Below are 13602 nucleotides of genomic sequence, written 5' to 3' on the forward strand. Positions count from 1 at the left end.
AGGACGGGCTGCCGCCTGAAGGCGGCGGACCGTAACTGCTGCGCGAACTTATCGTGCGGGACAGGACATCAACCCTGTCCCGCCTCGAATCAGTGTTTTGCGAAGTGGCCGGTTTCATGCCCCGGCCCTCGCTGAAAAACGAATCGCGCGGAACACACCTTTCCGTATGGCGGGCAATCACCCCACCGCCGCCGCTTCCCGCTGATTCACCAGCGTCACCAGCGTCGTCGCGACGACCGCCAGCACCGTCGCCCAGTCCTCCGGGCTCTGCTGACGGAACTGCGTCAGCGTCGGGTACCACGGGCTGTCCGGACGCTCTTCCATCCAGCGCCAGCAACTGTCGAACCGGTTCAGCAGCCAGACCGGGCGGCCGAGCGCGCCGGCGAGGTGCGCAACGGCCGAATCCACCGAAATCACCAGATCCAGGTTCTGGATCAGCGCGGCGGTCGCGGCCATGTCCGTGAAGTCGGCCGACCAGTCGTGCAGGCCCGGCGCGGCCAGCGCCCCGTCCTTCTGCAGCGAAACGAACGAAATCCCCGGCAGGTCGAGCAGCGGCAGGATCTGCTCGACCGGAATCGAGCGGCTCCGGTTGCGCCAGTGCTGCGGACTGCCGGCCCAGCACAGGCCGACGCGCAGGCCGGGCAGCGGCTCGACCCGCTTGCGCCACGCGTCGGCTTCTTCGGCGTCCGCGTGCAGGTACGGCACGGCGTTCGGCAGGTTGTCCGGCGTCGAGCGGAACGCGCCGATGAGGTTGTGCAGCGGCACCCGCACGTCGCCGGTGTCGGTCAGTTGTCCGAGCGGCACGACCTTGTCGACGCCCTCCGCGTTGTGCAGCAGCCGCACGAGTTCGTTCTGGCATTCGAGCACGACGCTCGCGCCGAGCGCGCGCAGAAGCTGCGCGTAGCGCACGAACTGCAGCGTGTCGCCGAGTCCGCTGTCGGCGGACAGCACGATGGTCCGTCCGTCCTGGCGGATGAGCCGGCCGTCCTCGTCCGCGAACAGGCCGACCTGCTGGCAGAACTCCGGCGCGCGGCCGTGCCAGATCCAGCTCAGTTCGGTTGCGCCTCTGTCGTAGCGGCCCTTCTTCAGATGCTGGCGACCGGCGAGGATGTGCGCTTCGGCGTGTTCCGGATTGATGCTGATCGCGCGTTCGAGGTAACGCAGCGCATCGTCGGTCCGGTTCGCGCTTTCGCAGTATTTGCCCAGCTGGCAGTACGTGCCGGCCGGATCGTCGAAATGCGCGAGGCGGCTTTCGAGCAGCGCGATCGCCGAATCCAGCTCGCCGAGCCCTTCGTAGGTTTCGCACAGGCCCGCGATCACGCGGCGGTCGTTCGGCGAAACGGCGAGCGCGTTCAGATACGCATCCCTGGCTTCGGCGAGGCGGTGAGTGCTGCCGAGGTGCGCGGCGAGGTTCAGCAGCGCGTCCGGGTCGTCGGCCTTGAATTCCAGCGCGCGGCGCAGCAGGCTCTCGCGGATCTCGCCGGGAAACAGCAGCGACAGGTTGTTCAGCGCCGGCACGTGTCCCGGCTCGCTCGCGAGCACGGCCTTGTAATTCTCCAGCGCCTCTTCGAGGCGGCCGGCCTCATGGAGTTCGAGCGCGCGCGCGAAATGGGCGTTCGTGTCGAGCGCGGGCGCGGCCACCGTCGACGACCGGGGCCGCTTGTACAGCACGAACTCGATCGCCGATTCGGCGAGGCCGTACAGCGTCTGGTCGTAGCGGGGGCGGTTGTAGTCGAACGTCGAATCGAGCTTTTCGAGCTTCAGGATCTCGACGTCGTCGGCGAACATCGCGAGCAGCTCGACGAGATTGATCGAGCGCGGCGACCAGCTTTCCTTCTTCAGGATCGTGAAGGTCCACTTGTGGTCTTCGTTGAAGGTCGACGGCCACACGCCCTGTTCGTACAGGTCCTCGTCCGGGATCGTGATGACCAGATGGCCGCCCGGCTTGCAGATGCGGATCCAGTTCCGGAGCGCGGTCACCGGATCGACGAGGTGTTCGAGGCAATGGCTCGAATGGACGAAGTCGAACGAACCGTCGGCGACGGTTTCCATCAGCATCGCGTCGCCGTCGGGCAAGTCCCAGCCGCGCACGGAGCGCATCAGCGGAAAGAAGTCCGACAGGTTGGACAGCGGGTCCGGGCCGCAACCCACGTCGATGCCGTCGCCGACGAGCCAGCGCGTGAAATACCGCCTGTCGCTGCTACGCCGGAACATCTGCTTGCTGGTTTCGTTCGCCATAAAAAGCTCTTTCGGTGCGATGAGTCTGCGGGATCCGCGTGCGTGGTTCGTGCGGCCACAGGCACAGTGCGAGATATCGGCCGGTTTGCGTGAAAACTTGAGACGGCGCGGGCGGCCGTCAGCCGCCGTCAGCCGCCGTCACCGATACGAGCCGAAATAGGGCGCGATTGGCGCGTGCATCAGCTCGGCGCGGTATTCGTACATCAGCGGGTGGAGGATCTCGCCGAGTATTTCGGCCCATCGCAGCGGGTACGACGACTTCGTCCCGTCGGGCAGGATCACGCCGGCCTGGTCCTGCGGATGCGACGCCGGGAACCGTTGCAGGTCGTCCAGCTTGCGGTCGAGGACGTCGTGGACCTGATTCAGCCACTTCTCCGTCAGCGGCGACTGTTTCTCGAAAATGAACGCGCACAGGCCGATCAGTTCGTGATGAGACCTGCGCAGCAGGTCGCCGAATTCACCCTGGACGTGCGGCAGCCCGTGCGCGAGTTCGGTATAACCGAGTGCGAGTTTGCCCGAATGTTCGAGCGTTTCAAAAAACCGCGGCCATTTTGTGGTCGTGATTTTAATGTCGGTATAACCGCCGCCGTAATGGTGCATCAGATAACAGCGCAGATAATCCGATTTATGCGTGGAACTGAGATACGGATAAGCCGGATGCAGCGGGTAATCCTTTTTGACCCAGTCCTCGACGCAATGCTGATTGACCAGCGCGACCGGACACGCGACCTGATTAAAGATGCTCCAGAGCGCCTGGATCCGGTTCGCGGACATCACTTCCGGGCCGGTCCACAGGCAGAAGACGGTGCGGCTGCTGATTCCGTCGAATTCGTGAGAGAGGGGCGGCGTGTTCATCGGTGCGTTGGGAAAGGTGTCGCAAAAAGGGGGGGCGCCCGGCCGGGCGGCGCTGAGCCTGCGGGGAGCGTCAGAGCAGATCCGCCGGCAGCGCCATGCCGACCTGCTGCATCAGGCTCTGCCTGTGCAGCCGCAGCGTCTCGCTGCGCGCGGGATGGCGGCGGTACACATAGAGATAGTCCATCACCGCATTGAAGTTGTTCGCGTCCTCGCTGTTGCCCCGGCGGTCGGACGACGCGTCGGCGACTTCGTACACGATCGAGCCTTGTATCGGCAGATGCACCGGCATTTCCTTGTCGAAAATGGCGAGCAGAAAATCCCAATCCTCGTATGCGCGCATATGCGGATCGAAGCGGGTATTGCCGATCAGCCGGCGCGGAAAGGCAAAGCAGGACATATGAACCTGGTTTTTCACATAAACGAGTTCATTGAGCTGATGCGTTAAATCGAGTTTCTGCTCCGCGATGAAAACGGGCTGCGGCGCGGCCCGGCTTTCGGTGACGACCGCGCAGTCGAAATAGACGAACCGGCCGGCGGCGACTTCCGGGCGGGCGGCGAGCTGTTCGAGCAGGCCGGGCTGCCACGCGTCGTCGTCGTCCAGAAACATCACGTAGCGGCCGGACGCGAGGTCGAGGCCGAGATTGCGGCTCGCCGCCGGGCCGCGCTCGCCGTTGCGTTTGATCTTGATGTCGTCCGGCCCGAGCAGCCGGCTGCACACCTCGTCGTCGGCGGGATTCCACTCGTCGGCGACCACGATGACTTCATGGGAAAGCGGACCCGCCTGCGCCTTGATCGACGCGAGCGCGCGCTCCAGCAGCACCGGGCGCTTGTGCGTCGGAATGATGACAGAAAGAAAGGGTGCGGCGGACGGCATCGTTGCTCCGTGGCGGGAACCGGCGCCGCTGCGGAACGAGGGCTGACCGGGGCAGGTTTTTCGCGAGTATATCCGGCGCCCCGGCGGTGGCGCGAGGTTCGAAAGGTTCGAAATGCCTTTCTAAAGTCGGCCGAATTGCTGCCGATAACACTTCTGTCGTCGGCTCTTGCCTTTGAGTCATGTTCTGGCTGGCCGAGTGTGTTCGTTCTGTACGCCAAACGGGGGGCGGGCAGGCTGCGCGGACCGTTTTTCGGTACGACTGGGTGGCAGGTATGGCGCTGAACAATTAAAAGGACCAAACGGATCATGGTATCAATCATCTCGTCAATGACAGCCGCCCAGGTGCAGGCGCTGACAACGTCGCAGTTCGCGGCGTTGGGCACTGCCGACGTCGCGGCCCTGACCGCAGCGGACATCAAGGGCTTGAACACAAGCCAGCTTGACGCAATCCAATCCTCGGCAATCGTTTCTCTCAGCAAGGCCGCGATCGCCGCGCTCAGCTCCGCCCAATTGCAGGGGCTGGCGACCGCGCAGGTCCGCTCGCTGACCACCGGACAGCTCGGCTCGCTGGACGTCTCCGCCATCGTGGGGCTCACGACGAGCCAGATCGGCGTGTTGCAGACGTTCCAGATCAAGAGCCTGACGGCTACCCAACTGTCGCATCTGACGACGAGCGACGTCGCGGCGCTGGGCTCGGACCAGATCGGCGCGCTGTCGGCGGCCCAGATCGGCGCGTTCGGCACGGCCGGCGTGCAGGCGCTGGGCTCGGCGGGCATCAAGGCGCTGAACACGGCGCAGATTTCGGGCCTCAGCGTCGCCGAAGTGGCGAGCCTGACGACCTCCGAAGTGGCCGCGCTCGGCACGGCGCAGGTTCAGAAGCTGTCGGCCGCGCAGATCGGCGCGCTCGGCACGGCGGGTGTCGCGGCACTCGGCACGGCGGGCGTCAACGCGCTGACGGCGACGCAGATCGCCGCGCTGAGCACGGCGGAAGTCGCGAACCTGACCACGTCGGAAGTGGCGTCGCTGGGTACGGCGCAGGTGCAGACGCTGTCGGCCGCGCAACTCGGCGCGCTGGGCACGGCGGGTGTTGTCGCGCTGGGCACGGCGGGCGTCGGCGCCTTGAAGGCGACCCAGATTGCCGGCCTGAGCACGGCGCAGATCGCCAACCTGACGACGGCCGAAGTGTCGGCGCTGGGCACGGCACAGGTGCAGAAGCTGTCGGTCGCGCAGGTCGGCGCGTTGAGCACGGCGGGTGTCGCCGCGCTGGGTACGGCGCAGATCCAGAAGCTGACGGCGGCGCAGATCGGCGCGCTGGGCACGGCGGGCGTCGTGGCGCTGGGTACCGCGGGGGTCGGCGCGCTGCTGGCGACGCAGGTGTCCGGCCTGAGCACGGCCGAGGTGGCCAACCTGACGACGGCGGAAGTGGCCGCGCTGGGTACGGCGCAGGTCCAGAAGCTGACGGTTGCCCAGATCGGCGCACTGAGCACGGCAGGCGTGGCCGCGCTGGGCACCGCGCAGATCCGCTCGCTGTCGGCGTCGCAACTCGGCGCCCTGGGGACGGCGGGCGTGGTGGCGCTCGGCACCGCGGGCGTAAGCGCGCTGACGACTGCGCAGATCTCCGGCCTCAGCGTCGCTGAAGTATCGAGCCTGACGACGTCGGAAGTGGCGGCGCTGGGTACGGCGCAGGTGGCGAAGCTGTCGGTTGCGCAGGTCGGCGCGCTGGGTACGGCGGGCGTCGTGGCGCTGGGTACCGCCGGGGTCGGCGCGCTGCTGGCGACGCAGGTGTCCGGCCTGAGCACGGCCGAGGTGGCAAACCTGACGACGGCGGAAGTGGCCGCGCTGGGTACGGCGCAGGTCCAGAAGCTGACGGCTGCGCAGATCGGCGCACTGAGCACGGCGGGTATCGCGTCGCTGGGTACGGCCCAGGTACAGACGCTGTCGGCCGCGCAACTCGGCGCACTGGGTACGGCCGGCGTGGTGGCGCTGGGTACGGCGGGCGTCCATGCGCTGACGGCGACGCAGGTCGCCGGCCTGAGCACGGCGGAAGTCGCGAACCTGACGACGGCGGAAGTCGCGTCGCTGGGTACCGCGCAGGTGCAGAAACTGACGGTCGCGCAGATCGGCGCGCTGGGTACGGCGGGCGTGGTGGCGCTGGGTACGGCGGGCGTGGGCGCGCTGACGGCGGCGCAGGTCGCCGGCCTGAACACGGCGGAAGTGGCGAACCTGACGACGTCGGAAGTGGCCGCACTGAATACGGCGCAGGTGCAGAAGCTGACGGCTGCGCAGGTCGGCGCGTTGAGCACGGCGGGCGTCGCCGCGCTGGGCACGGCGGAAGTGCAGAAGCTGTCGGCGTCGCAACTTGGCGCACTGGGTACGGCCGGTGTGGTGGCGCTGGGTACGGCTGGCGTCGGCGCGCTGCTGGCGACGCAGGTGTCCGGCCTGAGCACGGCGGAGGTGGCAAACCTGACGACGGCGGAAGTGGCCGCGCTGGGTACGGCGCAAGTGCAGAAGCTGACGGCTGCGCAGATCGGCGCACTGAGCACGGCGGGCGTGGCTGCGCTCGGCACCGCGCAGGTGCAGACGCTGTCCGCCGCGCAGGTCGGCGCGCTGGGTACGGCCGGTGTGGTGGCGCTCGGCACGGCTGGCGTTCACGCGCTGACGACCGCACAGGTCGCCGGGCTGAGCACGGCTGAAGTCGCGAACCTGACGACGGCGGAAGTGGCGTCGCTGGGTACGGCGCAGGTGGCGAAGCTGACGGCCGCGCAGGTCGGCGCGCTGGGTACGGCGGGCGTCGTGGCGCTCGGTACGGCAGGTGCTGCCGCGCTGACGGCGACGCAGGTCGCGGGCCTGAGCACGGCCGAAGTGGCGAACCTGACGACGTCGGAAGTGGCGGCGCTGGGTACGGCGCAGGTGGCGAAGCTGACGGTCGCGCAGATCGGCGCGCTGAGCACGGCGGCTGTCGCCGCGCTGGGTACGGCCCAGGTACAGACGCTGTCGGTCGCTCAACTCGGCGCGCTGGGTACGGCCGGCGTGGTCGCGCTCGGAACGGCGGGCGTCCACGCGCTGACGGCGACGCAGGTCGCCGGCCTGAGCACGGCGGAAGTCGCGAACCTGACGACGGCGGAAGTGGCGTCGCTGGGCACGGCACAGGTGCAGAAGCTGACGGCGGCGCAACTGGGCGCACTGGGTACGTCGGGCGTCGTGGCGCTCGGCACGGCGGGCGTGAGCGCGCTGACGGCGACGCAGGTCGCGGGTCTGAGTACGGCTGAAGTCGCGAACCTGACGACGTCGGAAGTGGCCGCGCTGAATACGGCGCAGGTGCAGAAGCTGACGGCCGCGCAACTGGGCGCGCTGAGCACGGCGGGTGTGGCTGCGCTGGGTACGGCGCAGGTGGCGGCACTGTCGGCCACGCAAGTCGCCGCGCTGGGCACGGCGGGCGTCGTGGCGCTGGGTACGGCGGGCGTCCATGCACTGACGGCGACGCAGGTCGCGGGCCTGAGCACGGCCGAAGTGGCGAACCTGACGACGGCGGAAGTGGCCGCGCTGAACACGGCGCAGGTGGCGAAGCTGACGGCCGCACAGGTCGGCGCGCTGAGCACGGCAGGCGTCGCGGCGCTGGGTACGGCGGAAGTGGCGTCGTTGTCGGTCACGCAGGTCGGCGCACTGGGTACGGCGGGCGTGGTGGCGCTGGGCACGGCGGGCGTCCATGCACTGACGGCCGCGCAGATCGCCGGCCTGAGCACGGCTGAAGTGGCGAACCTGACGACGGCGGAAGTCGCGTCGCTGGGTACGGCGCAGGTGGCGAAGCTGACGGCTGCACAGGTCGGCGCACTGGGTACGGCGGGTGTCGTGGCGCTCGGTACGGCGGGTGTGGGCGCGCTGACGGCGACGCAGGTCGCGGGCCTGAGCACGGCCGAAGTGGCGAACCTGACGACGGCGGAAGTGGCCGCGCTGAACACGGCGCAGGCGGCGAAGCTGACGGCCGCGCAACTGGGCGCCCTGAGCACGGCGGGTGTCGCCGCGCTGGGTACGGCGCAGGTGCAGGCGCTGTCGGCCGCGCAACTGACCGCGCTGGGCACGGCGGGCATGGTGGCGCTGGGTACGGCGGGCGTGAACGCGCTGACGGCCACGCAGATCGCAGGCCTGAACACGGCCGAAGTGTCGAGCCTGACGACGGCGGAAGTCGCCGCGCTGGGTACGGCGCAGGTGGCGAAGCTGACGGTCGCGCAACTCGGCGCGCTGAGCACCGCGGGCGTCGCGGCACTCGGCACGGCGCAGGTGCAGACGCTGTCGGCCACGCAAGTCGCCGCACTGGGTACGGCCGGCGTGGTCGCGCTCGGCACGGCTGGCGTCCATGCGCTGACGACCGCGCAGATCTCCGGCCTGAGCGCAGCCGAGCTGTCGAACCTGACGACGGCGCAGGTCGCGTCGCTGGGTACGGCACAGGTGCAGAAGCTGTCGGCCGCGCAGATCGGCGCCCTGAGCACGGCGGGCGTCGCCGCGCTGGGCACGGCGCAGGTGCAGGCGCTGTCGGCTACGCAGATCGGCGCGCTCGGCTCGGCCGGCGTGGCGGCGCTGGGTACCGCAGGCGTCGGCGCACTGACGACCGCGCAGATCTCCGGTCTGACCGCGACCGAAGTGTCGGGTCTGACGACGTCGGAAGTCGCATCGCTGGGTACGGCGCAGGTACAGGCGCTGACGGCGACGCAGATCGGCGCGCTGGGTACGTCGGGCGTCGTGGCGCTCGGCACGTCCGGCATCAGCGCACTGACGACCGGCCAGATCGGCGGCCTGAGCACGGCTGAAGTGTCGAGCCTGACCACCAGCCAGCTGCACGCGCTGACGACCGACCAGTCGCACGCGCTGACGGCGGACCAGGTGCATGCGCTGTCGACGGATCAGGTGCAGGCACTGCCGATCTAAGCAGCACGCAGTCGCAGTAACGAAGCAGCAGTAACAGCAGCAAGCAGTTCCCCGTTCCCCGATGGCGGGCCGCGCGAGTGGCCAGTCGTCGGGGAATCGGGCGATACTGGGCGAGTGCGCCCATCACTGGTCTTGCCCGTCGCGCGAGACGCCAGCGATGGGCGCGTTCGTCTACCCGGAAGTCAGAAGGAGTCGGGTGCGCTCCTGCACTCAAGCATCAAGTGACCAATCACGCTGAGACAGAGTACGCAAGCAGGATTTCGGCCGCCTGGCGAGGCAGCCTCGCGCTGGGCGAACTGATCGACTACGGCAACCTGCTGAGCGACGCCGGCAAGCCCGAACTGGCGATCGTGCTGTTCCAGACGTGGCTCGACCACAACGAGACGCAGTTCAACCATCTCGTCCTGTTCAATCTCGGCGCGACCTGTAACCTGATCGGCCGCCTCGACGACGCGAAGCACGCGTACCGGCGCGCGATCGAACTGTCGCCGTCGTTCGTCCAGCCGCACTTCAACCTCGGCATGATCCACGAGCGGCTCAAGCAGCCGCAGTCCGCGCTGGCGGAATGGCTGTGGGTCGCGCATACCGTGTCGCCGCGCGACGAAGCCAACGCCGGGCTGCGGCTGATGGCGATGAAGAACCTCGGGCGTCTATACGAGGCCGAGCGGCAGTTCGGCGACGCGCTCGACTGGCTCGGCAAGTGCCTCGCGGTCGATCCGAACCAGCCCGACGTGCTGCAGCACTGGATCTTCCTGCGCGCGAAGACGTGCGAATGGCCGGTGTACATACCCGTGCCCGGCGTGAGCCCGGAGCTGATGCGCGATTCGACGTCGGCGCTCGCGATGATTTCGCAGTCCGACGACCCCGACGCGCAGCTGGCCGCGGCGGTCCGCTACGTCGAGGAGAAGGTCGATGCGTCGTTGCCCGCGCTGTCGGATGGCGGCGGCTACGGACACAGGAAGCTGCGCATCGGTTATCTGTCGTCGGACTTCTGCCTGCATCCGGTGTCGATGCTGACGGTCGAGATGTTCGAACTGCACGACCGCGAGCGCTTCGAGGTGTTCGGCTATTGCTGGTCGCCGGAGGACGGCACCCCGTTGCGCGATCGCGTGATCGCGTCGATGGATCACTTCGAGCGCATCAACCAGCTCGACGACGACGCGGCGGCGCGCCTGATCCGCGCGCACGAGATCGACATCCTCGTCGACCTGCACGGCCAGACCTTCGGCGCGCGGCCGAACATCCTCGCGGCGCGGCCGGCGCCGGTGCAGATCACCTACCTCGGCCTGCCGGCGACCACCGCGTTTCCGTTCATCGATTACGTGATCGCGGACCGCTACCTGATCCCGGAAACGCTCGCGCACTGCTACACCGAGAAGATGCTGTACATGCCGGACGTGTACCAGGTGAGCGACCGCCAGCGGGTGATCGCGCAAGCGCCGTCGCGCGAGAGTTGCGGCCTGCCCGGGCAGGGTTTCGTGTTCTGCTCGTTCAACAACAACTACAAGTTCAACCCGGAGATGTTCGACACATGGATGAACATCCTGAAGCGGGTGCCGGGCAGCGTGCTGTGGCTGCTCGCTGACAACCGGTGGGCCGAGGCCAACCTGCGCAAGGAGGCGGCCGCGCGCGGCGTGGACGGGCAGCGTCTCGTGTTCGCGCCGCGGGCGGCGCCCGACGTGTTTCTCGCGCGGCTCGGCATTGCCGATCTGTTTCTCGATTCGTTCCCGTTCAACGCCGGGACGACCGCCAACGACGCGCTGTGGGCCGGCCTGCCGCTGCTGACCTGTTCGGGGCGCGCGTTCGCGTCGCGGATGGCCGGCGCATTGCTGACGGCCGCCGGCCTCGCGGAACTGACCACGACCAATTTCAGCGATTACGAGGAAAAGGCCGTGGCGCTTGCCAGCACGCCGCATGCGCTGGAGCAGGTGCGCGCAGTGCTCCGGAGCGCGAAGGAAAGCGGCCCGCTGTTCGATACGCCGCGTTTCGTGCGCAATCTCGAAGAGCGGCTCTGGCAGCTTGCCGATATGCCGGCGTGATGCGTGCGGCTGGGTGCGCAGCCGGGTGGGGCGTCGAGCCGGCCGGCTACGAAAGCCGGCTCGGCGGCGGGGCCGGTGATCGCAAAAAGCGGCGGGCCGGTTTCCCGCGAAGGTCGGCCGCGAAGGTCGGCTGCTTAAGCCGCCGGCCGCGCGCCCGACAGCTCCACGCTCAGATCGAACGCGCAGGCCTGCGCGGCAGAGAACCGCCGATGCGCGTCAGACTGCGCGAGCCGCAGCCCGCTGCGCGGACTCACGAGCACCGCGTCCTGCGGATACAGCCACGTATGCGAGCCCAGTTCCGCGAGCATGTCCGGATCGACGCGGACGAACGCATGGGTGCGGCGGCTCATCAGGTACAGCCGCCAGCTCGTGCAGATTGAGCGGATCACTTTCGCGTCGAGGTGCGCGATCTCCATCATCACCGTGCAGTTCTCGCGCCGCGCGAAGAACAGTTCGCCGCCCCTCAGCACCAGTTGCTCGGCGCCTTCGACGTCGATCTTGACGCACGCGTTGCGCGCGGTCTCCGACGCGAAATAGTTGTCCAGCGTCGTCGCGGGCACTTCGATGCTGCGGATCGCATGGCCGCGCGCCGTTTCCGGCACCGCGACGATCGACGACGTGCCCGACCACGTTTCGTCCAGATTGAACGTCACCGTGCCTTCGCTGTTCGAAAGCGCCACCGGCTCGACCTTCGCGTTCCGGCCGGCATCGCTCAAGGTCCGGGTCAGATACGGGATCAGCGTCGGGTTCGCTTCGAACGCGATCACCGTCGCCGGATTCGACGGCGCGATTTCGAGCAGCATTTCGCCGTAGTTGCTGCCGACGTCGACGATCAGATCCCAGCGCAGGGCGGCGAGCAGCCGCTTCCAGATGACGGCCGACAGCGGATTGAACGTGCCGCCGGAGCGCAGCAGTTGCTGCGCGCGCGTGTCGGACGGGTTCACGTACATCCGCTGCCCGTTGATCGCGACGTAGGCGCTCGGGCTGACCGTGCTGCTTTCCATGGTGTTTCTTCTCCGCCGGCGGGGTCTGCTTCAGGTTTCCTGCTTCTGCGCCGCTTCGGCGGACGTCTGGCTGAACTTCTGGATGGCCCGGTCGCGCTCGGCCAGCGCGGCGGACAGGCTCAGCACCTTGCGGTCGCGCTCCGCGATCTGCTGCTTCGCGACCTGAAGGTCCATCTCGGCCGAGCGGATCTGCGAGCGCAGCGGCTCGCCCGACATCGACAGGCTGCGATTGCGCTTCACGTTGTCGCGATTCGACGCCGCCGGCCACTTGTGGAACCACGACTTGTAGTTGTCGATCACGATCGGCTGCACCGCGACGCTCGCGTCGTGCAGCGCGATGTTGAACGAAAGCTGGTCGCGGCGCGAGTAGCGCATCACGTGGTTGTACCAGCTCACCATCGCGTCGCGGACGCCCGGCCGATGATGATGGCGCAGCAGGATCGCGGTCCAGTACGGACGCTCTTCGAGCGCGTTCGATTCGAGCATCTGATAGTGATTCAACTGCTCGAACACGCGGGCCGGATCGTCGAGCCCGGCCTTCGCGACCACCACGAATTCGTCGAACACGTTCGCGCGGAAGCTGTGATACGGCACCGCCATGTCCGCGTTGCGCAGGTACTGGCGGAACAGCGTCTCGGGTTTCGCGTGCAGCACGACGGTGTTGTCGATGTACAGCGACGTCTCGACGTCCGGCGGCAGATATTCGTGCGCGAGGATCTTCACGCGGCGCTGGCTGCGCACCGAATCCATCGGGAACGCGGGTTTGACGAGGCGAATCGTCCAGCTATCGCTGGTCAATTCGGGGTTGTCGGTGAAGCAGATGCGCTGGATCCGGCTGTCGATCCCGTCCGGGAATTCGTTCAGTTGTTCGTAGTTTCCGAACAGGCACGTATAGACGCAGGTTTTCGCGAGATCGGGCGCCCAGTCGTCGTCCTGCGCGGCGGGCGACGGCGGCGCGGCTTCGGCCGCCGCGTTTTGCGGCGCGCCGCCGCCGCTGGCCTGCGCCTCGCGCGCGAGGGCCTGCATGCCCGCGTCCTTCCAGCCGGCCGCCAGCAGCGCGCCGATGATCTGCGCGGCCGCGTCGATCTTGCCGCTGCCCAGCAGGCTCTCGGCCAGCTGCTTTGCCTTGTGCAGTTCGTTCAGCTTGCCGAACCACGTCTGCGCTTCCTGATCGTCGGGCAGGCACGACACGACGAGGCCGAACGTCGTCCGCGCTTCGGCGAAGCTGCCCTTCTGGATCATCTCCAGCGCGAGCGCCTTCCATTTCCTGCCGTCTTCCGGGCTGGCGCCAGCGGTTTCCCCGCCGGCGGCGGAGAGCGGGTCGTCTCGATTCAGGTCTGTCACGGTGTTCGGTCGGTTGGGTGGCGCGACGCGCGGGCCGGCGCGCGGGCCGCGCCTTCCGGCGTGGCGGGCGCGTTGACCATGCTGTGTCGCGCGCGGGCCTGCCGGAACGATTCGGCGCGGCGTGCGGCCGCCGCGAGGCGTCGAGCCACCATTTCGTATCGCACGCAGTCTAGGGGCTGCCTGTCCAGTCCGAAGCCCGGAACAGCAGACGTTTTTGCCGCCAATTCATGCCGCCGCGGCGGCGCGGCTGCCCCCACGATGCGGCTGCGAGGGTGTCGCGGGGGAGTCGCGGGGGCGTCGTGCGGGCGCCGCGGCGTCGCGCCAT

At 68.1% G+C, this 13602-nt stretch carries 7 protein-coding genes; 2 read left to right on the forward strand and 5 right to left on the reverse strand.

What is annotated here, in order from left to right:
* Nucleotides 1-177: 177 nt before the first annotated feature.
* From BLV92_RS01565 to BLV92_RS01575, 3 genes are all read right to left on the reverse strand, one after another.
* The gene (locus BLV92_RS01565; RefSeq protein WP_090541637.1) at nt 178-2238 is read right to left on the reverse strand and encodes a tetratricopeptide repeat protein; all 2061 of its coding nucleotides are present in this window, start codon (nt 2236-2238) and stop codon (nt 178-180) included.
* A 138-nt stretch (nt 2239-2376) separates the two neighbouring features.
* Nucleotides 2377-3093, reverse strand: coding sequence for a glycosyltransferase family 32 protein (locus tag BLV92_RS01570; RefSeq protein ID WP_090541639.1), 717 nt, complete (start codon nt 3091-3093; stop codon nt 2377-2379).
* Nucleotides 3094-3163: 70 nt separating this feature from the next.
* Entirely contained in the window at nt 3164-3967 is an 804-nt protein-coding gene (locus BLV92_RS01575) for a glycosyltransferase family 2 protein (RefSeq protein WP_090541641.1), read from the reverse strand.
* Between the two features lie 327 nt (nt 3968-4294).
* Here BLV92_RS01575 and BLV92_RS01580 point away from each other — a divergent pair, with 327 nt between their 5' ends.
* Complete coding sequence (locus tag BLV92_RS01580; protein WP_110332504.1) at nt 4295-8890, forward strand: beta strand repeat-containing protein; 4596 nt, start codon at nt 4295-4297, stop codon at nt 8888-8890.
* Nucleotides 8891-9111: 221 nt separating this feature from the next.
* The gene (locus BLV92_RS01585) at nt 9112-10929 is read left to right on the forward strand and encodes an O-linked N-acetylglucosamine transferase, SPINDLY family protein (RefSeq protein ID WP_090541645.1); all 1818 of its coding nucleotides are present in this window, start codon (nt 9112-9114) and stop codon (nt 10927-10929) included.
* Nucleotides 10930-11063: 134 nt separating this feature from the next.
* Here BLV92_RS01585 and BLV92_RS01590 read toward each other — a convergent pair whose 3' ends face one another.
* Both BLV92_RS01590 and BLV92_RS01595 read right to left on the reverse strand, forming a co-directional pair.
* On the reverse strand, nt 11064-11933 hold the full coding sequence (locus BLV92_RS01590; protein ID WP_090541647.1) for an FkbM family methyltransferase: 870 nt from the start codon (nt 11931-11933) through the stop codon (nt 11064-11066).
* 30 nt (nt 11934-11963) lie between these two features.
* Entirely contained in the window at nt 11964-13277 is a 1314-nt protein-coding gene (locus BLV92_RS01595; RefSeq protein WP_090730049.1) for a glycosyltransferase domain-containing protein, read from the reverse strand.
* Nucleotides 13278-13602: the final 325 nt, after the last annotated feature.

It is taken from the genome of Paraburkholderia caballeronis, assembly GCF_900104845.1.
In the GTDB taxonomy this organism is placed as follows: Bacteria; Pseudomonadota; Gammaproteobacteria; order Burkholderiales; family Burkholderiaceae; genus Paraburkholderia; species Paraburkholderia caballeronis.